The organism is Burkholderia sp. LAS2 (assembly GCF_018417615.1).
Taxonomy (GTDB): domain Bacteria; phylum Pseudomonadota; class Gammaproteobacteria; order Burkholderiales; family Burkholderiaceae; genus Burkholderia; species Burkholderia sola.
The window spans coordinates 611471-634835 of sequence record NZ_CP071052.1 but is presented as its reverse complement, the minus strand read 5'-3'; the positions used below and the strand labels follow the sequence as shown (position 1 = coordinate 634835).

General features: G+C 65.6%; 17 protein-coding genes. 3 read left to right on the top strand and 14 right to left on the bottom strand.

Annotated features, from left to right (window positions below; translation table 11 throughout):
• Nucleotides 1-83 precede the first annotated feature (83 nt).
• Both JYG37_RS02940 and exaC read right to left on the bottom strand, forming a co-directional pair.
• Entirely contained in the window at nt 84-632 is a 549-nt protein-coding gene (locus JYG37_RS02940) for a hypothetical protein (protein WP_050015887.1), read from the bottom strand.
• A 178-nt stretch (nt 633-810) separates the two neighbouring features.
• Nucleotides 811-2337 (bottom strand): acetaldehyde dehydrogenase ExaC, encoded by a 1527-nt coding sequence (exaC, locus tag JYG37_RS02935; RefSeq protein ID WP_050015884.1) that lies wholly within the window; start codon nt 2335-2337, stop codon nt 811-813.
• A gap of 331 nt (nt 2338-2668) precedes the next feature.
• On the opposite strand from exaC, the gene JYG37_RS02930 reads away from it, so the two are divergent.
• Entirely contained in the window at nt 2669-3097 is a 429-nt protein-coding gene (locus tag JYG37_RS02930) for a pyridoxamine 5'-phosphate oxidase family protein (RefSeq protein ID WP_050016022.1), read from the top strand.
• An 18-nt stretch (nt 3098-3115) separates the two neighbouring features.
• On the opposite strand, the gene JYG37_RS02925 is transcribed toward JYG37_RS02930, so the two are convergent.
• Nucleotides 3116-4705 carry an MFS transporter gene (locus JYG37_RS02925; protein WP_050015882.1) on the bottom strand — a complete coding sequence of 530 codons (1590 nt, stop codon included), beginning with the start codon at nt 4703-4705 and terminating at the stop codon, nt 3116-3118.
• Nucleotides 4706-4860: 155 nt separating this feature from the next.
• On the opposite strand from JYG37_RS02925, the gene JYG37_RS02920 reads away from it, so the two are divergent.
• Entirely contained in the window at nt 4861-5745 is an 885-nt protein-coding gene (locus JYG37_RS02920) for a LysR family transcriptional regulator (RefSeq protein WP_050015880.1), read from the top strand.
• A 42-nt stretch (nt 5746-5787) separates the two neighbouring features.
• Here JYG37_RS02920 and JYG37_RS02915 read toward each other — a convergent pair whose 3' ends face one another.
• From JYG37_RS02915 to JYG37_RS02875, 9 genes are all read right to left on the bottom strand, one after another.
• Complete coding sequence (locus tag JYG37_RS02915) at nt 5788-6099, bottom strand: hypothetical protein (RefSeq protein ID WP_124631507.1); 312 nt, start codon at nt 6097-6099, stop codon at nt 5788-5790.
• A 135-nt stretch (nt 6100-6234) separates the two neighbouring features.
• Entirely contained in the window at nt 6235-7674 is a 1440-nt protein-coding gene (locus JYG37_RS02910; protein WP_089488031.1) for a KPHS_23130 family T6SS system protein, read from the bottom strand.
• 21 nt (nt 7675-7695) lie between these two features.
• Entirely contained in the window at nt 7696-7983 is a 288-nt protein-coding gene (locus tag JYG37_RS02905) for a PAAR domain-containing protein (RefSeq protein WP_046547487.1), read from the bottom strand.
• Between the two features lies 1 nt (nt 7984).
• The gene (locus JYG37_RS02900) at nt 7985-9514 is read right to left on the bottom strand and encodes a hypothetical protein (protein WP_143328857.1); all 1530 of its coding nucleotides are present in this window, start codon (nt 9512-9514) and stop codon (nt 7985-7987) included.
• Nucleotides 9489-13046 (bottom strand): type VI secretion system Vgr family protein, encoded by a 3558-nt coding sequence (locus tag JYG37_RS02895; protein ID WP_213345876.1) that lies wholly within the window; start codon nt 13044-13046, stop codon nt 9489-9491. The genes JYG37_RS02900 and JYG37_RS02895 overlap by 26 nt, the downstream gene beginning before the upstream one ends.
• Before the next feature lie 636 nt (nt 13047-13682).
• Complete coding sequence (gene eutC / locus JYG37_RS02890; protein ID WP_050015872.1) at nt 13683-14477, bottom strand: ethanolamine ammonia-lyase subunit EutC; 795 nt, start codon at nt 14475-14477, stop codon at nt 13683-13685.
• Nucleotides 14474-15871, bottom strand: a complete 1398-nt coding sequence (locus tag JYG37_RS02885) for an ethanolamine ammonia-lyase subunit EutB (RefSeq protein WP_050015870.1) — start codon at nt 15869-15871, stop codon at nt 14474-14476. The genes eutC and JYG37_RS02885 overlap by 4 nt, the downstream gene beginning before the upstream one ends.
• A gap of 100 nt (nt 15872-15971) precedes the next feature.
• The gene (gene eat, locus JYG37_RS02880; protein ID WP_050015869.1) at nt 15972-17384 is read right to left on the bottom strand and encodes an ethanolamine permease; all 1413 of its coding nucleotides are present in this window, start codon (nt 17382-17384) and stop codon (nt 15972-15974) included.
• Nucleotides 17385-17602: 218 nt separating this feature from the next.
• Nucleotides 17603-19066, bottom strand: coding sequence for a mechanosensitive ion channel (locus JYG37_RS02875; RefSeq protein WP_050015867.1), 1464 nt, complete (start codon nt 19064-19066; stop codon nt 17603-17605).
• A gap of 275 nt (nt 19067-19341) precedes the next feature.
• On the opposite strand from JYG37_RS02875, the gene JYG37_RS02870 reads away from it, so the two are divergent.
• Nucleotides 19342-20223, top strand: a complete 882-nt coding sequence (locus tag JYG37_RS02870; RefSeq protein ID WP_050015865.1) for an AraC family transcriptional regulator — start codon at nt 19342-19344, stop codon at nt 20221-20223.
• A 159-nt stretch (nt 20224-20382) separates the two neighbouring features.
• Here the strand turns inward: JYG37_RS02870 and JYG37_RS02865 are convergent, their stop codons facing one another.
• Together JYG37_RS02865 and JYG37_RS02860 are read right to left on the bottom strand one after the other, a co-directional pair.
• Nucleotides 20383-20760, bottom strand: a complete 378-nt coding sequence (locus JYG37_RS02865) for a zinc ribbon domain-containing protein (protein ID WP_124594443.1) — start codon at nt 20758-20760, stop codon at nt 20383-20385.
• Between the two features lie 10 nt (nt 20761-20770).
• The gene (locus JYG37_RS02860) at nt 20771-23293 is read right to left on the bottom strand and encodes a heavy metal translocating P-type ATPase (RefSeq protein ID WP_213345875.1); all 2523 of its coding nucleotides are present in this window, start codon (nt 23291-23293) and stop codon (nt 20771-20773) included.
• Nucleotides 23294-23365 lie beyond the last annotated feature (72 nt).

Below are 23365 nucleotides of genomic sequence, written 5' to 3'. Positions count from 1 at the left end.
CCGCGCACGCCGCCGGTGCGATCCGCGCGGCGACCGCGCATGCGCGCCGCCGCCCGCGCCCGCGCCCGGCCACCGGCTACCGGCTACCGGGCCGGCTTCAGCCGCACGACCCGTGTGCCGCAATTGCCGTATGCCTGCGCGATCGCCAGTTCGACGATCGCGCTGTCCGCCGCCCACGGCGCCGCGTCCGCTTCCGGCAAATCGGCACGCAGCGTGGCGCGACCGTTGATCCGGTAGCGCAGGCCGCGCACGACATCGACGAACAGCAATCCGACGCCCCGGCCGTCGCAGGCGGCCGCGTCGATCCGGCCGCCATCGCCGTCAGGCGCGGCCGGCAACGCGAACCGCAGCGTCTTGGTATCGATCACGCGCACCACCGGCAGCAGGTCGCCGTTCGCGTCGCGCCGGCTCTGCACGATGTCGCAGGTCATCGATGCGCCGACGCCGGAGGCCATGCCGACGAACATGAACGGCTGCGATTCGACGAACTGCCGTACGCCGACGCTCAGCCGCGTGGTCACGACGTCGCTCATCCGCTCGGCTTCGTCGGCGACGCCGAAGCGGTGTTGCGCGTCGAGTTCGCCCGGATGGAATACCGGGTGACGTGGAAAGGATCGGGGCAGGTCTGCCATGCTGGTTGTCGTCGCACGCGTGGGCGCACCGGGCGACCGCGAGCCCGCGACGACCGGAATCGTTAGCGGCGCCGGCTGCGCGGCAAAGCGCGACCGACGCCGACTGTCGAACAAGGAATCGAACCGCGCGAAGTGCCGGGCCCAACCGGCCCCGACACTTCGCCACGGACTACGGCGATCAGAAGAACCCGAGCGCCTCGGCCTGGTAGCTGACCAGCAGGCACTTCGTCTGCTGATAGTTCGACAGCGCCATCTTGTGCGTCTCGCGGCCGATGCCCGACTGCTTGTAGCCGCCGAACGCCGCATGCGCGGGGTACAGGTGGTAGCAGTTGGTCCACACGCGGCCGGCCTCGATCTCGCGGCCCATCCGGTACGCGCGCGTGCCGCTGCGCGTCCACACGCCCGCGCCGAGCCCGTAGAACGTGTCGTTCGCGAGTTCGATCGCTTCCTGCTCGTCCTTGAACGTCATCACCGACGCGACCGGCCCGAAGATCTCTTCCTGGAACACGCGCATCTTGTTGTTGCCGAGCAGCATCGTCGGCTTCACGTAGTAGCCCGTGCCGAGGTCGGCGGCCGGCGCCGTACGCTCGCCGCCCGTCAGGCATTGCGCGCCTTCGCCGCGGCCGATGTCGATGTACGACAGGATCTTGTCGAGCTGCTGCTGCGACGCCTGCGCGCCGATCATCGTCTGCAGGTCGAGCGGGTGGCCGGACTTGATGCGCTCGACGCGCGCGACGGCCTTCTCGATGAAGCGGTCGTAGATCGATTCCTGGATCAGGATCCGCGACGGGCACGTGCACACTTCGCCCTGGTTCAGCGCGAACATCGCGAGCCCTTCGAGCGCCTTGTCGAGGTACGCGTCGTCCTGGTCGAGCACGTCGGCGAAGAAGATGTTCGGGCTCTTGCCGCCCAGTTCGACCGTCGACGGGATCAGGCTTTCGGCCGCGGCGCGCAGCACGTGCTTGCCGACCGGCGTCGAGCCCGTGAACGCGATCTTCGCGATCCGCTTGCTGGTCGCGAGCGCTTCGCCCGCTTCCTTGCCGAAGCCGTTCACGATGTTGATCGTGCCGGCCGGGAACAGGTCGCCGATCAGCTCCATCAGCACGAGCACCGACGCGGGCGTCTGCTCGGCCGGCTTCATCACCACGCAGCAGCCGGCTGCGAGCGCCGGCGCGAGCTTCCACGCGGCCATCAGCAGCGGGAAGTTCCACGGGATGATCTGGCCGACCACGCCGAGCGGCTCGTGGAAGTGGTACGCGACGGTGTTGTCGTCGATCTCGGAGATGCCGCCTTCCTGTGCGCGGATGCAGCCCGCGAAGTAGCGGAAGTGGTCGACCGCGAGCGGCAGGTCGGCCGCCATCGTCTCGCGCAGCGGCTTGCCGTTGTCGATCGTCTCGGCCACGGCCAGCAGCTTCAGGTTCTTTTCCATCCGGTCGGCGGCGGCGAGCAGCAGGTTCGAGCGCTCGGCCACGGACGTCTTGCCCCACTTGCGGCGCGCGGCATGCGCGGCGTCGAGCGCCAGTTCGATATCGTCGGCGCCGGAGCGCGGGATGCGGCAGAACGGCTGGCCGTTGATCGGCGACACGTTCTCGAAATACTCGCCCTTCACCGGCGGAACCCACTTGCCGCCGATGTAGTTGTCGTATTGCTGACGGTACGGGTATTCGACGTCGAGGCCCAGTTGTTTCAGGTCAAACGGGTTCATACATGTCTCCTGTTCATCGTGCTTGTGTGAGTAGAGCGCCGGTTGGAATGCGCTGATCCCGTTCATGCAACATGCGTGCCAAACGGAACGGGCGGGAGCGGGCGCACGTCGATCGCGGCCGGCGCGGGTTCGCACCGTGCGGTGTTCACGTCCGCAACACGGCCGGTGTACCGATTCTGAACACCGCGATTGCGCAACGATGGGGCCGGTGTTCGGAATTTCCACAGTGCGCGGCGGCGCGCTGCCCGCCAGCGCGCGCCGCGCCGCGTGGCATGTCGCTTGCGTGCTTGTCGCGGATTCACACGCCACGGCGCACACGCCGACCGACACCATGAACGATCGCGGCCCGCTGACCGACGACGCCATCGCATTCATCCGCGAGCAGGCTTTCCTGATCGTCGCGACCGCCGATGCGGCCGGCAACGCCGACTGTTCGTACCGCGGCCGCCAGCCGCGCGCCGACGGCTCGTTCGCGCCGCTCGTCGATATCCCGGACCGCCGCACGCTGGTGCTGCCCGACTTCGCGGGCAACAACCTGCTCAACACGATCGGCAACCTGCTCGTGAATCCGGCCATCGCGCTGCTGTTCGTCGATTTCGTGCGTCAGACGACCTGGCTCGTGCAGGGCCGCGCGACGCTCGACGAGGATGCGCAAGCGCGCGCGCATCTGTGGCCGGATGCGTTGCGCTATCTCGTGATCGATGTGGAATGCGCGCAAGCTCGCGCGGAGGCAGGGCTGCCGCCGCTCGTGCTGGCGTGACGCGCGGCGGGTGAGGCTTTAACGAGCGGACGATGCGGGCACGGCGGCGTCGGCCTGCGCGGGGCCGTCTACTTCATCGCCCGCTTCGTCGACAGCCGGCCGCCCGCCGAGAAACCCGAACACCACCACCGCGCACAGCACCGTGACGACGGCCAGCGCGATCAACAGCCGGTCGAATGCGTGCGCGTAGCTCGCGACCAACGCCGCACGACCGACGCCCGGCAACGCGGCAGCCGCGCCCGCGAGATCGCCGGTCGCGAGCCGCGCGGCGGCCCGCAGCGTCGCGTCCGGCGTGCCGGCGGCCCCTGCCGCCTGCGCAAGCCCCGCTTGCGCGAGCGCGGCCAGCACCGCGCCGACGATCGCCAGCGCGATCCCCTCGCCGGCCACGCGCGTCGTGCTGAAAATGCCCGTCGCCATCCCCGCGCGCTCCTTCGGCACGACGCTCACCGACAGCCCGTCCATCAGCCCCCACGGCATGCCGGCGCCGATGCCGATCGCGAGCATCGGCGCGATCGCCGCCGGCCCCGCGCCGCCGCGCAGCGCGATGCCGAGCCACACGAGCCCCGCCGCAGCGACCAGCAGCCCGAGCCCGGAAATCACGCCGGCCGACAGCCAGCGCGTGAGCGTCGCCGCGACGAGCGGCACGACCAGCATCGGCGCGGAGATCGCGAGCATCAGCCAGCCGGCGTCGATCTCGCTGAAGCCGTCGATGCCGATGAAGCGCAGCGGCAGCACGACGAGCAGCACGATGTAGCAGCAGCAGGTCGACACCGGCAGCACCTGCACGCCGACGAAGCGCGCGATGCGAAACAGCGACAGGTCGAGCATCGGCCGCGCGACGCGCGTCTCGATCGTCACGAACGCGCACGCGCCGAGCGCCGCGCCGGCCAGCAGCGCGATCACGAGCGGGCTCGACCCGCCGCGCGCGGGCGCCTCGATCACGCCGAACGTGAACAGCGTCAGCGCGGCCGTGAACGCGATCGTGCCGGGCCAGTCGAGCCCCGTCGCGTGCGGATCGCGCGACTCGTGCATGCGCGGCAGTCCGAACGCGAGCGACAGCACGCCGGCCACCGCGCCCGTCACGAAGATCGCGCGCCAGCCGTAATGCCCGATCAGCCCGCCGGCGAGCACCGGCCCGAACGCGAGCCCGATCCCGAACGTCGTGCCGAGCAGGCTGAACGCACGCGTGCGCGCCGCGCCGTCGAATTCCTGCGCGAGCGCGGCCGTGCCGCCGGCCAGCGCCGCGGCCGCCGCGAGCCCTTGCGCGGCGCGCAGCAAATCGACCGCGAGGATCGACGGCGCGAACGCGAGCGCGACCGACATCAGCGTGAAGCCGCCGACGCCGATCGCGAACAGGCGCTTGCGGCCGAACTGGTCGGCCAGCGCGCCCGACGCCATCAGGAAGCTGCCGAACGCGAGCATGAACGCGTTGGTGATCCAGTTCATCGCGACGGGGCTGCCGTGCAGGTCGCGGCCGATCGCCGGCGTCGCGACCGCGCCGCCCGAAAACGACAGCGGCAGCGCGACGGCGGCCATGCAGACGGCGGCCAGCACCCATGTGCGCCGGCGCGCGGCCAGGACTGCAGCAGTTGAAACAGGGTGATCCATCATCGCTCCTCAAAAGCCGGCGCGGATGCGCCATCAGAGCGACAAAAGATAAATCGGATTCAATCCGCGAAAAACCACGCGAAGCTCCGCATATAACGGACTACAATTCCGCAATTGCCCCGCTAGCGTGCGTCGTCCGCACACCGTTCGATTCGATGGAAAACCTCACCGGCATCGTCGCGTTCGTCCGCGCCGCCGAAGCGCTGAGCTTCGTCGCGGCCGGCCGCGCGCTCGGCATTTCGGCGTCGGCGGTCGGCAAGACGATCGCGAAACTCGAGCAGTCGCTCGGCGTGCGCCTGTTCAACCGCACGACGCGGCGCGTGACGCTCACCGACGAGGGGCGGCATTTCTACGAGCGCTGCCAGCGGATCCTCGAGGATTTCCGCGACGCGGAGGCGACCGTGACGGCGTCCGCGCAGCGCCCGCGCGGCAAGCTGCGCGTGAGCCTGCCGGTGATCGGCTACCGCTTCCTGCTGCCGGTGCTGCCCGAATTCCGGCAGCGCTATCCGGACGTCGAGCTCGATCTCGATTTCAACGACCGGATGGTCGACGTCGTCGAAGGCGGCTTCGACGCGGTGATCCGCAGCGGCCCGCTGTCGGATTCGAGCCTGATGTCGCGGCGGCTCGGCCCGTTCGCGTTCGTGCTGTGCGCGACGCCCGCGTATCTCGCGCAGGCCGGCACGCCGCGCACGCCGCGCGAGCTCGACGCGCACGACTGCGTACGCTACTGCTTCCCGACCACCGGCAAGCTGCAGGACTGGGCGCTCGCGGCCGACGACGGCACGCCGCTCACGCTGCGCACCGCGATGACCTGCAACAACATGGAAGCGCTGCGCGGCGCCGTGCTCGCGGGGCTCGGCATCGGCTACATGCCCGACTTCCTCGCGCGCGACGCGCTCGAACACGGCGCGCTCGTCACCGTGCTCGACGACTACCGGATCGCGCCCGGGCAGTTCTCGATCGTGTGGCCGTCGAGCCGGCAGTTGTCGCCGAAGCTGCGCGTGTTCGTCGATTTCCTGTGCGAGCGGCTGTTCAGGTAGCGTTCAGTCCGGCGCCAGTGAATCAGGAACGCCGATGCGACGTCATACGTCGCCGTTTCGGGCCGCGCGTATCTGCCGCTTCATCGCACGGTCATACGCCTCAAAACGCTGCCACGCATCCGCTGTGCGCACATGGGGCCGTTCCCGATGTGAACTGATCCACCACGGCTTGCCTCGATGCTCATACCAGCGCCACACCGCCGCCTGCGCAATCTCGTGTTCCCGGTCAGGACACACGCCGTCGACGACATCCTCTATATGAAAGATGCATGCGAGATGCCATCGCCATCGATCGCACAGTTCGTCTGCGATCAGCCCCACCGTGAAGCCCAGAAAGATCAACGCGTATTGCAAAGGGGTTGCCGTACCCAGTACTGCCGACGCATACCCCTAACTCGCAGTCATCCAGACGGCACACGCCAGCAGCGAGAGCCACCACAACGCCACGAACCGGGAAATGCCGAATTGCCGAAATGCCTTCATCGCTGCTTACCCGTATTGGCGCCACACGTCGTCGGCATAGAGCCGCTGTGCGAGGATGCGCCAGCCACCACACAAGATCACGACGACAACCATGACACTGGTGAACACCGTTTCGAACGTGCCCCACGCCTTGTCGGGGGACAGCAGCATCCCGAATACCCACATCGCCACACACGCGACGAGTTCGACGGCTGGGAACAGGTTGTACTCGTAGTCCGTCTTCCACGGCGCGTCCACGCTCGGCAGCTCCTTGACGACAAGATTGAGCGCGACGCCGTCCTCGTGAGGCAGTGCGACAAGCTGCGCCCCCTGACCATATAACGCCATCTTGCCGGCCAGCGCCTGAAGGACCCAGCGCGCGACCGGAGCCTGCGGACCAATCGCCGGATCTAGCGCATGCGCGTCAATCTTCAGATCGGCATCCCTGACCGCGCCCAGCGTCGCATGTTGCGCGAGCCCCTTGAGCCGGCTATGCCAGAAGTGACGGATACGCTCGCGTGGCGCCTGCGCCGCGTTGAGCAGCAACGCCAGCGACCTATCGACCTGATCGGCTTCCCCGACGACCTGACGAAGTAGCCAAGCCTGCCGCTTTAGCTCAGGTTTTTCCTGTACGAGCGCGCGCGAACCGAGCAGAAGCGCAACCGCGGCTTCCGATGTCGCCGGCGCAATGCCGGGGGCGTCATCATTCAAATGCCATGCGACAACGAGGCGATACTTCGGAGTTCCGTCCACTGCATAGTGGCTAGAGGCAAACGGCGAGTCGCTTTTGTCCGTGAACCAGTTCTCCGCAAAGTTCACGTTGCGGTCGTTGTCGATCCATCGAACACAGGGCCGCCCTGGCAACTTCAGGCGCTCCCACACAGCCTTGACGTCCGTCGACCATTCCTGCCGGTCGCACTGCATCACGATTTCGAATGAGTTGCTGCGCGACGCCTCAGCCAGCCGCGCCGCCAGTGGCGTCAGAAGGGTTTCCAGCAGGCTGCTGACGCGTGACGCGACGTGGGTTGCGTCGAGGCCTCCAAGCAACATGACCTTCCCCGGATTCTCCGGTGGACTGCCTTCCAGTTTCAGCATGCGTTCGGCCAGGTCGGCTTCGGGCGTGAGAATGACACTGTCGAGCACGGCCATGCCTGCGCGGCTGAGTCGCTGCCATCGGACCAGCAAATGCCAGCGCGCCGCATTCCTGACCGCTGCCTCAAACGCCAAGCCGTCGTAAAACGACGAATAAAGCGCGGCGCAGATCGTGAGCCAAAAAGTAAACGGGACCGCCAGCGCGGAGCGCGTGAATTCCGGCGAGCCAACTGGTTTGCCCGCCGGCCACGTTATCACCGTATAGGCCAGGCACACGCCCGCGATCACGAGGAACAAGACGAGGTAGACCCATACGGGTGGCGGTTTGGGGTGCTGCCACTCGGGCGGCACGCGTTGATCCCAGCGAAATTTCATCGCGTCTCCGTGAATATCGCGTCACGCTTCGATCATCGAGTGGCGCTGCGATGCAATCAGCCGCGGCGACGGATGACACGCGCACCGGCAAAGGTCGTCTTCGAGCGCGGGCTGTTTGTCGCTCAGTTCATGGTCCGAGCGCTCACCGACCGGCTCGATCCGGCCAATGGTGTTGCACGCAGGACATTGGACCCGCGCGCCCACATGGCTCAACTTGCGATCGTCGAGTTCAACGTCATCAAGGCCGTCAAGCACGACGCCGTTCGCCGTCGTCCGGTCATGCTGATAGATCAGCGCACGTTCTCGCATTTCAGCCCCCCACCCATTCCCATTCAGCGTTGCCGGCGTCGTTCGAAATCGACGGCATCGGCTGACCGCGCCGCATCGTGACGATGCGGGACAGGTCATAGCGGTATTCCGGCGTCGAGTAGTCCGCATTCGTGCGCACGCGCGCCACCCAACGGCCGCCACGCGGACACGCCGCGCCGGGCAAGCTGAACTGCTCCGTGCCTTCGACGTAGGCGGACGAGAATGGCTTCGTGGGGGTCGGGGCACTGCCTTCCCATACCCATTGCACCAGTCCGTTGAGATGGACGCCGTCTCCGGACTCCATCGGCATCCTCACGCTGTCGGTCGTGGCGATGTCGCCGGCCTTGAACGGCATCACTTGCAAGCTGCGGTAGCTGCCGCCGGCATTCAGACGCACTGCGCGATACAGGCCGTCCTCAGCGAACGTATCACCGGGCTTCACCGCGTGATATGACATGTTTGCGCGATGCGTGGTCTCCCACTGCTCGCGCTCCTGTGGTGTTGAAGGATAGTCCCGATCGAAAGTTATTTGGCTTTTAATCGGACTAAAATCGACATGCGTTGACAGTCCCCAGCCATAACCCTCGTATTCTATTTTCATAAAAGTCACACCGGAAAGCTCGTACACACCTTTTGAAATTTTATTATCCGGAACAGCCTCGACCCTCAAAACCCTGCCTTCACCAGGATTGAGCATGACAAATCCATCCCGAAATTCATTTTTATTTATCAGTGTTTTACCCGCCAAATTAAAACCCCAATCATCGCGAGGCTGCATCCTCCCAAGCTCACTAAACGGCGCAATGGAAAGCCCTCCACCCCGAGTATTACCAGGCAATAGATCCGGAGTTTTAAATTTAATCCATCGATCGCCGGAATTGATAAATCTGACCGACACGATGTAATGATCGCCTTTATGCTCGATACTCACGGTCTCGAAATCCAACTTGATGATCTTCCGACCACCCGAGCGTGCTTGCTCGGATAGCCTGAGAGGTGCGTCAAAAACCTGACGCCTGAAGCGCTCTGGAATCAGACGCAATGAACCTGATCTCCGTACGGCTTTGCCTTCGTCTTGGCAGATAACGCTGAACGTTGCGGCAGGATCATGGGTTTCTGGTCCGCCAGACTGAATATCCTTGTCACACAAAGTGTGAGCTACGTCTTTCAGTTGCTGCGCATCTTTATTCTGCAGACTGAGAACAAAAACACCCACACCAGTTTGTGCTTCGTCGTTGATAGTATCCCCTTTGGCAAAATAAAACCTTCCTTCACCATCAAAAGTCATTTCTCTCGAGCCATATTCAAGGCCACCAGACCACGAAAGGGAAAACGCACCCGGCTTCATGACACTGTTGCTGAAATCATTCGCCATAACGAATCCATCTCCCATCCATACAAGAATTATCAACAGCGCCAGCTTTCGAACTACGTTAGAAAACTGCAAATCACTCCTGTCCAACAAGAGTGCCCCCCATATTTTGGGCTCACCTTTCGTTATCTGTTCATGCTTTCTTGACTGGCGCGTCATAGCCGACCCTCCACAACTTGTTGGTATGAGCGGAGAACCACCTACGGATGTATTCGAGGTAATACGGGGAGATCGTCGCCGTCGGCTGAAGACATCCACCGCCCATCAGATTGGTTTCAGTTTCAATAATCCAGAACGTATTCTTATCTTTATTTGCATCGGCAAGCGCAAAATCGATATTCACGCCATCCCTGACATAAATCGAGTGCACAAATCCCCCTTGCTGCCAGTATTCGTCAGGAAAATTAAAGAGATGCCCGATTTCATGCGCTTTTGTTTGCGTAAATCTTTCCGCATATCGCCCTGTTGTCACCTGCTTCTGATACTCTTTTTCCGGCCAATTCATAGCATCTGCCCGCTCAGTCGTCGGATACAGGTTAATGGTGATGTTCGGGTTGAGCGCTGGCGAGTCAGCCGCCCTTACCACATGCACATCAGCACAGAATTTGACGGCGATCCGGCAACCGCAGGCGCCGCCCTTCTGACAGCCATCAAGAATCAGCTTGTAATTACCCTGATTCAATGTCCTTTCAATCTGGTTCTTGTAGGTTGAAGCGTCAACTTCCTTCGGGTCACGTTCGACCTGCATCAAGCCATGCTCGTCAAACGATTTTCCGGAATTGGCTCCATTCCTGAACGTTTCATATTGCACTACAATGTACCGGTTATTTTCGTCGCGCAACGGCTCTCCTGTTACCCGATTCATTTTCACCAGCAGTCGCGGCACCAATGCGGTAACGACCTTCGCCGTCAGCGTTTTATTACTCGAATCGTAGTTGAACTGGCATGTGGTGAGCGCTGTTCCGGCACACATAACCGGATCGTCACCATTTTTAAGTCGCTCATTTCTCGTCCAACCGTATTTCTGATACGTCGCCGTCTCCCGCATCATGCTGACTGACTCACTAAAATCAGCCAGTTGCCAATTACACGGAGCGGGACTTAATAGCTGAATCGGATCAGGCCTGATGCACTTTTGTTGCTCATTGTCCGGATCGTTAACTGTCAGGCCGCGATCGCTTGACACTCCTGCGTTCGCACTTGATTTCCCACCGAAGATGTCCCCCAGGAATGATGGCGGCACTGTTGCGCCGGTATCTGACGCACGGACCGGCGGCACGCCCCCTCTATTACCCTGTGACTCCCATTGCGCCGGGTTCGGCTCAAGTGCCAAGGCCGGCGCTTGTACAAAATTCGGATTGGTACGCCAGACCTCACACTCCGTCTTGAACGGCACGAAAGCCGGCGCGAACGCCGCGCCGCTCAGGTCCAGTTGAGCCGGCCCGGTCTTCTTCAAGCCACTTGTCCTGAAGTGCACACGGCCGCGCGAGCCCATCTCGATCCCTTCCGGATTCACGCGGATATACGAGCCGCCGACGCTGAGCAGGACTTCCTTCGGCGACTTCACGTGCAAAACGCCATTGACCGTTTCGACCGTCATGTCTTCCTGCGCCGCAAGCTGCATGCGGCCTCGCTGGGCCTGCACAATGACCTCGCCGGCCGACGCGATCAGGCTCATGCCCTTCCGCGCGAACAGTGACAACCGACCGCCCGCAGCGGCGGTGATCCTCTTGAGCGCGCTGAAGTGGACTCCTTTCTTCGCGGTCCCGATGATCGAACCATCGGCGGCGAGTTGCACGCCGTCGCCCGAGACCACGCCAACCGGTCCCGGCGCAGTCACGACCGCACCCGGCCTTTTCAATTCGTCCAGCCCGTCGCTGATCGCCTTTTGGGCCTGGGTATCCGCAGGCGATGCCTTCGACGCCTCGGCCGACTTCGCCAGCGATTCGGCTAGCGCCAACATTTCCTTGAGTTGCGCGATCGTCTCGGCCATATCAAGCTGCTTGCCCGCGCCGCCCGGCCGGTCGTAGGCCGTCACCATCACACCTGCGCCGCCTCGCGCAACCGCATGCCCTGAAGTCCGCAGTTCGGCACCCGCGCCTCGCTGGTTCAGTGCGCGGTCCACCATATGGCCGAGATGGAGTTGCGAGCGGCCGGAGTGCTGCGTACCGAGTTCGATGCCTTCCTGATTGTCCCAATCGTCCATCCAGAACGTGTTGCCGGATTGCGTTCGGATCTCGTTACGCGACATGCGCCGTCGTGACGAATTAATCAGGTCGGGGCACTCGCTATTGTGGATAAAGGCCGCAATAAAGGGCTTGTTCGGATTGCCTTCGCGAAAGCCGATCAGTGCTTCGTCGCCGTCCAACGCGGGCATGTGCATGCCCGTATGGTTCCTGCCTGCGAACGGCTTGGCGAGCCGTAACGGAACGCTTTCCCCACCCTTGGGCCAGTTGCCGAAGTCGCAGTGAAACCGCGCAACGTACTCGCCTTTGTCGGTCAGGTAGGCGAATTTGTACTTGTCAGGCGACGTAATAGTCGCGCCTAGCGTGCCGGGAATTTTCGGCCACCGACGCTCGTCAATTTCCCGCCGGTACGGGCGATCGGCCGGAATCGCCGTGAAGCTGTTCACATAGCTCGCGTTCCGCGCGCCGCGATGCACGACCGCTGTCACGAACATTGCCGCGCCGGCATCCTCGAGCGCCCGATCAGACTGCACGATGCTGCCAGGCCGGATCGCCAGCACGGTCGACTCCACCGAGTAACGAATCTGGCTGGCGCGTGCCGCTTCATGGCGCAACTGTGCGTCGCGTTTGGCCCCTTTGGCGTCGTCGTGATGCGTGCCCCAGACATAGGGCTTGCCGATCATGCTCTCGTCGTCCGATACGGCGCGGTCCTCGGCACGGAAGCGCTCCCACGCCTGCTCGGGGTTGTAGTCGGCAACCACATAGGATTCCGGCACGACGCGCGAGCGGACCTTGAAGGAAAAAATCGATTCCTCGAAGGTCGCCAGCCCGGCAGTAGGACGATCCAGTACAGGTATCGCGGGGCGCATATAGCCGTCAACGTCGTCCGCGATCACCAGCACGTCGCCGTGCTCGCCGGTCCTTGTGTAGCAATACAGGCCCGCTTGCTCCATCTCGAGCTTGATGTAGTCCCAGTCGCCGATGTTGTACTGGAAGCGGAATGGGTGCCTGGGATGCTCGCGGCGTAGATTGAATTCGACCTGTATCCAGAAGCGGAGGTCGTAACGCGCCAAAATCTCCTTGATGATTTCCCACGAGGCCATTCCCTGGTACGTGGCGCAATTGCTCGGGCCGTCCATGACGGCCAGATGCTGGCGCATCACAATACGGTAGGTGTAACCATCACGAGATTCCGATACGGAGTCGAACTGCGTCACGAAGCCGGCAAATTCGCGCTTGGCGCGTCCGTCCTCGGGTCGAACCGAAAATTTCGCGAGTTGCCCGAGCACCGTCTTTCTCGGAATCGCAACCGGTGCGGCAACGACCGCCTTGACGCTGTACGGCTCGCAGATCGCCTCGCGCACGACCCACGATACGACCGACACCGTGGGCATGGGAGGCAGTTCGCCCGTCTCCGGATCGCGCTTCGACTTGCGCCGCATCAGCGTCAGATGCGCGGATTGCCGCCCCGTCAAATAACTTGTCACGCGATCGAATTCCGCCATTCTTATCCTCGTTATATCGGGCGCCAGCCATATCACATCGAAACGCGGCCGCTATCCATGGACAAACCATTGCGGAAAATCTGCAACAAATGAAATGAGGCCAACCGAATCAACCAATCCGATTCAATCGTGCGTCAATCCAACAGTCGCTTTCGCCTTGGCATCAGCCGGATGGTGCTGCTGGCCTTGGTCACGCGTGCAGCAAGTGAGCTGCTGGTGAAGGAAAGATGGGGCGGTACGTTCGACTCGTCACTCATCGGGTCTCCTTTCTCGACAAATCGGTGATGGTTGCGCCACACGAAATTTGCGCGAATGAGAAAGATGAATCAATCAGACGAATTCGAAATTCGCAATGCGAATTTTCAAGAGCGCTGACCGGCGTCAAATGCGCCAGTAGTCGCGCGCGTTCAGGGCCGATGAGCCCGGAAGCCGTGCAAAGGATCGAGGTAGTGGTTTGCCAGGTGCGCGAAACCCAATCGACGGACCGATCGAGACGGAGCGCGGCAATGCCAAGATGCGCGGCACTTGCAACGCTCGCGCCGTCCCCGCGTGCGGCAAGCAATCAACGTGTTGCGCCGAGCCGGCAGTTGTCGCCGAAGCTGCGGGTGTTGATGGACTTTCGATGCGAGTGGCTATTCAAGCAGCCCCGATCCGCTCCGCATGAGCCGGCGGCGCCAACGCGTCGCTGTCGTCCTTCAGCCCGACGCCCGTCAGCCCGAGGCGGCGCGCGTGCGTCATCAGGTAATGCAGCTTGTGCGCGGCGGCCGCGTGCGGCAGCCCTTCGGGCCGCACGTTCGAGATGCAGTTGCGCAGCGCGTCGTGACAGCCGACCTTCGGCGCCCACGTCAGGTACACGCCGAGGCTGTCCGGCGAGCTGAGCCCCGGCCGTTCGCCGATCAGCATCGCGACCACCTTCGCGCGCAGCAGCTCGCCGATCTCGTCGCCGAGCGCGACGCGCGCCTGCGTCGCGACCACCACCGGGCCGATCCGCCAGCCGTCCGCGTCGAGCCGCGGCCGCACGGCCTGCAACAGCGGCAGCGCCTGCTTCGCGGCCGCGAATGCCGACAGCCCGTCGCCGACCACGAACACGACATCCGGCGCGTCGTCGAGCGCCGCCCCGTAGCCGGCCAGCAGCCCGCGGCTGTCGTCCGACAGCTTGCGGCCGAGATCGGGCCGGCGCAGGTAGTGGTCGCGGTCGGGCGCGGCGCTCTGGACGCGCAGCGTCGGCAGCATGCCGGCCGCCTCGATCTCGCGCCGCAGCGCATCCGCGTCGAGCGGCTGGTGCACCGCGTCGCGCGCTTGCGCATGCGACAGGTTGAAGGCCAACAGCGGCGCGGTCGGCAGGCTGTTGCCCGCGCGGCCGAGCGCGATCCGCGCGTTCGTGAACGACTTCAGCTGCGCCCACGGATTCTTCTCGACGGCGTCGCTCATGCGGAAATCCCCATCCAGTCGTTCGCACCCGCGAGCAGCGGCACGCGGGCGTTTGCCGCGCGCAGCGCGCCGTGCGCGTCGGCGATCTCCATCGTCTCCAGCCATTCCTCGAATTCCGGCGCGCGGCGCAGGCCGAGCACCTCGCGTACGTAGAGCTGGTCATGGAACGACGTGCTCTGATAGTTGAGCATCACGTCGTCCGCGCCCGGAATCCCCATGATGAAGTTGATGCCGGCCGCCCCCAGCAGCGTCAGCAGCGTGTCCATGTCGTCCTGGTCGGCTTCCGCGTGGTTCGTGTAGCAGATGTCGCAGCCCATCGGTACGCCGAGCAGCTTGCCGCAGAAGTGATCCTCGAGCCCCGCGCGGATGATCTGCTTGCCGTCGTACAGGTATTCGGGCCCGATGAAGCCGACCACCGTGTTCACGAGGAACGGCTCGAACTTGCGCGCGACCGCATACGCGCGTACTTCGCAGGTCTGCTGATCGACGCCGAAGTGCGCGTTCGCCGACAGCGCGCTGCCCTGGCCCGTCTCGAAATACATCAGGTTGTTGCCGACCGTGCCGCGCTTGAGCGCCAACGCGGCCTCGCGCGCCTCGCCGAGCAGCGCGAGCGAGATCCCGAAGCTCGCGTTCGCCTTCTCGGTGCCCGCGATCGACTGGAACACGAGATCGACCGGCGCGCCCTTCTCGATCGCCGCGATCGTGTTGGTCACGTGGGTAAGCACGCACGACTGCGTCGGCACGCCGTAGCGCTCGCGGAAGCCGTCGATCATCGCGAGCAGCTTCACGATCGCCGCGAGGCTGTCGGTGGCCGGGTTGATGCCGATCATCGCGTCGCCGCAGCCGTACATCAGCCCGTCGAGCATCGACGCGGCGATGCCCTTCACGTCGTCGGTCGGGTGGTTCGGCTGCAGCCGCACCGACATCCGGCCGGCCAGCCCGACCGTGTTGCGAAAGCGCGTGACGACGCGGCGCTTTCTCGCGGCCGCGATCAGGTCCTGGTTGCGCATCAGCTTCGACACGGCCGCGACCATCTCGGGCGTGAGGCCGGGCGCGATCCGTTCGAGCGCCGCGCCGTCGGCCGCGGGCGACAGCAGCCAGTTGCGGAAATCGCCGACGGTGAGGTGCGAGATCTCGGCGAACGCGTGCGCGTCGTGATCGTCGATGATCAGGCGCGTGACCTCGTCGTCTTCATACGGGATCACCGCTTCGTTCAGGAACGCCTTCAGCGGTACGCCCGCGAGCGCGATCTTCGCGGCGACGCGCTCCTCCTCGCTCGCCGCCGCGACGCCGGCGAGCTGGTCGCCGGAACGCAGCGGGCTCGCCTTCGCGAGCAGCGTCTTCAGGTCCGCGAAGCGGTACGTGCGCGGACCGATCGTCTCCGTATAGGACATCGTTCGAATCTCCTTGCCAAAAGCCGACGGCGCGCCCGTTCGACGGGGCGCGCCGGATGCCGTCAGGAACGGCCTTTCACGTTCACCGTCGTCACCGTGCTCACTCCTCCAGCAGCGCGTCGCCGGGTGCGCTCGCGCGCTGCGAACGGGTCGCGAGGAAGTATGCGTAACCGACCGCGAGGAAGCCGACGAACACCAGCGCGACCAGCCCGTTGAAAACCACCATCGTCGCGAGGCAGACGAGCGCCGCCAGGATCGCGAAGGCCGGGAAGATCGGGTACAGCGGCGCGCGGAACGGCCGCGCCAGGTTCGGCTGCGAGCGGCGCAGCTTGAACAGCGACGCCATGCTGACGATATACATCACGATCGCACCGAACACCGACATCGTCACGATATTCGCGGTGAGCGTCTGCCCGCCGAACTGGATCAGCTCGTCGCTGTAGATCGCGGCAATCCCGACCACGCCGCCCGCGAGAATCGCGCGATGCGGGGTCTTGAAGCGCGGATGCACCTTGCCGAGCCATTCGGGCAGGTAGCCTTCGCGGGCCAGCGCGAAGATCTGGCGCGAATAGCCGAGGATGATCCCGTGGAACGACGCGACGAGCCCGAACAGCCCGAGCCACACGAGCATGTGCATCCAGCCGCTGTTCGCGCCGACGATGTACTTCATCGCCTGCGGCAGCGGATCGTTGATGTTCGCGAGCTTGGTCCAGTCGCCCGCGCCGCCGGCGAACACCATCACACCGATCGCGAGCGCCACGAGGGTCAGGATCCCGGCCACGTACGCGATCGGAATCGAGCGCTTCGGGTTCTTCGCTTCCTCGGCGGCCATCGCGACGCCTTCGATCGCGAGGAAGAACCAGATCGCGAACGGAATCGCCGCGAACATCCCGTGGAACGCACCCACGCTGAAGTGATCGGCGCCCGACCAGCCGCCCTTCGTGAAATTGCTCCACGTGAAGCCCGGCGACACGACGCCCATGAACACCAGCAGCTCGAAGATCGCGAGCAGCGTGACGACGAGCTCGAAGGTCGCCGCGATCTGCACGCCGACGATGTTCAGCGCCATGAACACGAGATACGCGCCCATCGCCGCGTGTTTCGGTTCGAGCCCCGGAAACTGCACGTGCAGGTACGCGCCGATCGCGAGCGCGATCGCGGGCGGCGCGAACACGAATTCGACCAGCGTCGCCGCGCCGGCCAGATAGCCGCCGGTCGGGCCGAACGCGCGCCGCGCATACGCGAACGGGCCGCCCGCATGCGGGATCGACGTCGTCAGCTCGGTGAAACTGAAGATGAAGGTGGTGTACATCGCCGCGACGAACAGCGCGGTGATCACGAAACCCAGCGTGCCCGCGCTCGCCCAGCCGTAGCTCCAGCCGAAGTATTCGCCGGAAATCACGAGGCCGACCGCGATGCCCCACAGTTGCCAGGTCCCGAGCGTCTGCTGCAGCGCGGGCTGGCCGGAGGACTTGGCGCCGGCGGCGGGCCGGCCATTCGACTCTGCTTTCATCGGACTCTCCTCAAAGGCGCCGGCCTGCGGGCCCGCGCGACTGAGAATCGATGCTAGAGAGTCATTAAACGACGTGTTATCGAAATTCGGCAAAGATCGCGGCTGACATTTCGCTTGCGGAAACGCTTTCGAAAACGCTCGCGGCAACGCCGGCCGCCCGCGTTGCCACGCCGATCCGGCCCGCGCGATGCGGGCCGGATCGGCCGTGCCGGCCGGCGTTACTGGCCGCCGCCGCGCTGGTTGAACCAGCGGTCGAGCAGCTTGCCGGCCGCTTCCCGGCCGCCGAGGCCGAACGACAGCGCGACGGCCACCGCGATCGCGCCGAGCACGAGGCCGAACGCGAGCTGGACGATTTCGTTCGCGATGCCCATCGCGCGCAGCCCCATCGCGAACACGAGGCCGAGGATCGCGAATTGCGCGATCCGCGCGAACAGCACGCTGTGCTCGCGGTCGGCCTGCTCGATCACGCGGCGCGCGAGGCCCGCGAGCCACACGCCGATCACGAGGATCACGCCGCCCATCAGCACGTGGCCGCCGAATTCGATGAACAGCGTGACGACGTCGCGCACCTGCGTGAAGCCGAGCCGGTTCGCGGCCTCGACCGACGCGAACAGCATCGCGAAGAACACGATCAGCCGCGCGACCAGCACCGACGGCTGCAGGATGCCCGAGAACACGCGCTCGACGCCGAGCACGGCCGGCAGCCCGTCGACGCCGGCCGCTTCCAGCAGCTTCTGCGCGAGCGACGCGACGAAGCGCGCGAAGTAGAACGTGACGAGCACGATCACGATCGCCGCGACGATGTCCGGCACCGCGCCGAGGAACTGGTTCAGCATGTTGGTCGCGGGGATCGAGATCGCGTCGATCTTCAGTGCGTCGAGCGCGGAGATCAGCGTCGGCACGAACACGAACACGTAGACGATCGTGCCGACCAGACTCGACACGCGCACCGGCGTCGGGCTGTCGATGCCTTGCGTGAGGCGGTCGGCGCCGGCGGCGACCAGCAGGTTCGTCACGAGGCCGCGCAGCACGCGCGCGACGATCCAGCCGACGAAGCCGATCACGGCGGCCGCGAAAATGTTCGGCACGATCGCGAGCAGCTTGTCGACCATCCCCTGCACCGGCGACAGCAGGCCCGACAGCGCGAACGACGCGAGGATCGCCGGCAGGAACATCAGGATCACGAGCCAGAACAGCACGTCGCCGAGATAGCCGCTCATCGGCTGCATGCCGGCGCTTTCGGACAGCGTGGCGTCGACCTTGCTCGCCTTCAGCGCCCGGTTCGCGAGGCTGCGCAGCAGCGACGCGATCAGCCACGCGATCAGCGTCAGCGCCGCGCCGCCGATCAGGTTCGGCAGGTAGTTGACGATGTGCGTGACGAGCAGCGAGAACGGATTGGAGACCGCGTACAGGTTGAGCACGTTGAAGATGCCCACCGCGGTGACGAGCAGCACGAGCCAGAACAGGCCGCCGGCGATGATGCGTTCGACGCACGCGCCCTGGCCCGTGCTGTCGGTGATCCGCTGATCGACCTTCAGCGCGCTGAGCAGCCGGAGCGCGCCGGCCCGCACCGCGACGGCGATCAGCCAGCCGATCACCAGGATGCCGATCGCGCCGGCGATCTTGGGCAGGTATCCGCCTAGTGTGGCCTGCAGCGACGTGATGAAGCTGGAAGCATCCATTTCTTCTTCTCCCGAAAACGTGGTGTGGCGATTGAACATCGACGAACGACCTGCGTAATTCGAAATGCGTGCTGCCCCGTCCAAGCAACTTACCCGAGAAAAATGACGCGTTCACCCGATTTCACCGTCTTTAACTTTAGACATAGATTTCGGAGGGGCAAGACCCCATTTCGCTGAAATCAAAAAGGGGCTGATCGTTGGGTGTCCGGCATTTCCGCAAGATTTGTCCATTCGGCCCGTGCTACCGTGGCGTCGGTTCCAGCCCGGACACGCCGATGACCCCAGCCGAAACGAAACCCGACCCGCCCGCGTGGGTGCGCTACGCGGCGAGCGTGGCGCGCGTTCACGCGTACATCAGCGCGCATCTCGACGGCCCGCTCGACCTGAACCGGCTCGCCGAAGTCGCGTGCCTGTCGCCGTATCACTGGCAGCGCGTCTACCGCGCGCTGTACGGCGAGTCGATCGTGCTGACGGTGCGGCGGATGCGGATCGTGCGGGCGTCCGAGGATCTGGTCTGCACCGCGCGGCCGCTCGACGAGATCGCGCGGCGCGCGGGCTACGGTTCGACGCACGCGTTCGCGCGGGCATTTCGCGACGCGTACGGCGTGTTGCCCGCGCAGCACCGGCGCACCGGCATCCACCGGCCGATTTATCCACTACAGCGAGGAGAGGAAGACATGTTCAAGCACGAGGTCGAGATCCGGCGGCTGCCGGAACTGCGCGGCTACGCGGTGGCGCACACCGGTGCGTATATGAAAGTGGGCGACGCGTTCGGGCGCATCGGCGCGTGGGCTGGGCAGCGCGGGCTGATCGGCCCGGGCGCGAAGATGATCGGGATTTTCTACGACGATCCGGACACGACACCCGAAGCGCAACTGCGCGCGAAAGCGTGCTGGATGCCGGCCGACGGCGCGCCGGACGTCGCGCCCGTGCCGCCGGTCGAGCGCGCGACGATCGCGGGCGGCGAATACGCGGTGCTGCTGCATACCGGGCCGTATGCGGACCTGAAGACGGCCTACCAGTGGCTCTACGGCGACTGGCTGCGTCACTCGGGCCGCGAAGCCGCCGACGCGCCGCCGTTCGAGCTATACCTCAATACGCCGATGGATACGGCTCCGGCCGACCTGCGCACCGAAATTCACCTGCCGCTGCGCTGAGTAAAGGGTGCGTCCCGGAGCCGTGTATCCGGACGGACCGCGACGATATTGCCGGTGCGAGCATGCCGGGGATGACATCGGGCATGCCGGTGCGCCGGCCGTCGAACGAAGCGTGCCGGCCTGTGCTTATGCGTGGCCGGCGCGAAGGTGCGGATAGCGTCAAGCCGCCTGCGTTCCGCAGCCGGGACAGAACCGCGCGTCGGCCGCCAGCGCCGCGTGGCAGCGGCTGCAGGCCTTGCCGCGTTGCGCCGCGCCGCACTGCGTGCAGAAGCGTGCATCGGCTGCGTTGAGTGCGCCGCAGCCCGCACACGCGAGCTGGCTCAGCGGCAGATTGCCGCCCTGGCCACCGCTGCCCGCGTCGGCCGGCGCCTGCCAGCCCCAGCCGTGGCGATCGCGGCCGCGCGCATCGTGGCCGCCGTGCCCGCCCTGGCGCAGGCCACCGTGACGCCCGCCGCCGTGGCCCCCGTTTCCGCTATTGCTGTGCCCGCTGCCATGACCACCGCCGTGGCCGCCGAGAATCCGTTTCAGGAAGCTCATCGCCCGCTCCTCAACGCTTGGCCGGGACGTCGCCGAACGCCCCGGACGACGACAGCAGCCGCAAACCGTTGGCCACGACGATCAGGCTCGCGCCCGCGTCGGCGAAGACCGCCATCCACATCGTGCCGAGCCCCGCGACCGTGAGGCCGAGGAACACGACCTTCACGCCGAGCGCGAAGCCGATGTTCTGCACCAGCACGCGGTGCGTCGCGCGCGACAGCCGCACGAACGCGGGAATCTTGCGCAGGTCGTCGTCCATCAGCGCGACGTCGGCCGTCTCGATCGCCGTGTCGGTACCCATCGCGCCCATCGCGAAGCCGATGTCGGCGCGCGCGAGCGCCGGCGCATCGTTGATCCCGTCGCCGACCATCCCGACCGCGCCCGCGCCGCCCGCCGACAGTTCCTCGACCGCCGCGAGCTTGTCTTCCGGCAACTGGTTGCCGCGCGCATCGTCGATGCCGGCCTGCCGCGCGATCGCCTGCGCGGTATGCGGGTTGTCGCCCGTCAGCATCGCGGTGCGGATGCCGAGCGCATGCAGATCGGCGATCGCATCGCGGCTCGTGTCCTTGATCGTGTCGGCCACCGCGAAGATGCCGAGCACGCGCGTGGCGTCGACCAGCACGACGACGCTCTTGCCCTGCCGCTCCAGCGCGTCGAGCTTCGCCTCGAGCGCCGCCGAGCAGCGCTCCAGTTCCTCGACGAGCCGGTGATTGCCGAGCCAGTAGCGCGTGCCGTCGATCGTGCCGCACACGCCGCGCCCGACGATCGCTTCGAAGTCCTGCACGTCGGCGAATGCGGTCGTGCCGGCGTCGCGGGCCGCGGCCGCAATCGCCTGCGACACCGGGTGATCGGAGCGCGCCGCGAGGCTCGCGCCGAGATGCCGCACGCGCGCCGCATCGGCACCGTCCGCATGCACGTCGAAGTCGGTCTGCACCGGCTTGCCGTGCGTGATCGTGCCGGTCTTGTCGAGTGCGAGCCACGCGAGCTTGCGCCCTTCTTCCAGATAGACGCCGCCCTTCACGAGAATCCCGCGCCGCGCCGCGGCCGCGAGCCCCGACACGATCGTCACCGGCGTCGAGATCACCAGCGCGCACGGGCACGCGATCACGAGCAGCACGAGCGCGCGGTAGATCCAGTCGTGCCACGCGCCGCCCATCACGAGCGGCGGCGCCACCGCGACCAGCAGCGCGACCGCGAACACGATCGGCGTGTAGACGCGCGCGAACTGGTCGACGAAGCGCTGGGTCGGCGCCTTCGCGCCCTGCGCTTCCTCGACCGCGTGGATGATCCGCGCGAGCGTCGAGTTGGCCGCGACGGCCGTCACGCGGTAGTCGAACGAACCCGATTCGTTGATCGTGCCCGCGTACACGGCGTCGCCGCTCGCCTTTTCGACAGGCAGGCTCTCGCCGGTGATCGGCGCCTGGTTGACCGTCGAGCGGCCGGCGACGACCTCGCCGTCCAGCCCGATCCGCTCGCCCGGCTTCACGCGCACGACCGCGCCCAGCGCGACCTGTGCGGCTTCGATCGTGCGCCACGCGCCGTCGGCCTGCTGCACGGTCGCGGTGTCCGGCGCGAGCTGCATCAGCCCCTGGATCGCATTGCGCGCGCGGTCGAGCGACTTCGCCTCGATCAGCTCGGCGATCGTGAACAGCACCATCACCATCGCGGCTTCCGGCCACTGGCCGATCGCCATCGCGCCCGTCACCGCGATGCTCATCAGCGCGTTGATGTTCAGGTTGCCGTTGCGGATCGCGATCCAGCCTTTCTTGTACGTGGTGAGCCCGCACGCGAGCACCGCGGCGAGCGCGAGCGCCGCCGACAGCCACACCGGCAGCCCGGCCCAGGTCGCGCCTTCGGATGCGATCGCGGCGACGCCGGCGAGCGCGAGCGGCCACCACGGTTTGGCGGGCGGCGGCGCGGTGGGCGCTGCCGGTGCATCGGCCGACGCGGCTTCCGGCGTCATCCCGAGCGAGCGGATCGCGCTTTCGAGCGCCGGTTGCGCGCCGGGCACGTGCTCGACGGTCAGCATCCGCTGCATCAGGTTGAATTCGAGCGCCGATACCTGCTGCATGCCGCCGAGCTTTTTGCGGATCAGCGTTTCCTCGGTCGGGCAGTCCATCTGCATGATCCGGAACGCGGAGCGCACGTGACCCGACGCGGTCGCCTGCGCGACCGGCAGCGGCGCGAGCGTCAGCGCGGCAGGCGCGCAGCAGTCGCCGGCCGCGTGGTCGTGGTCGTGGTCGTGGTCGTGGTCGTGGTCGGCATGGTCATGTGCGGCGTGGTCGTGCGAGCACGACGCGCCATGCCGATGCGTATCCGTGTGAGCCTCGTCGTGATCGCGGTCATGACCCGCATCGCCATGCGCGGCGTGGCCGTGGCCGTGATCGTGGTCATGGCCGTGCGCGCGCTCGCCGGCCGCCGGCGCCGCATCGGCAACGGTCGCCGTCTGCGTGTCGCGCGCATCGGCGCAACACGTATCGGCGCCGCCGGCATGACGGTGTCGTGGGTCGTGGGGACGCTGGGCGTCGGTCATGACAACCTCCTTTCGTGGCTTGACGGTGTAGAGTTAACACCCTGAAGCCACTACAAGGTCAACCCTTACACG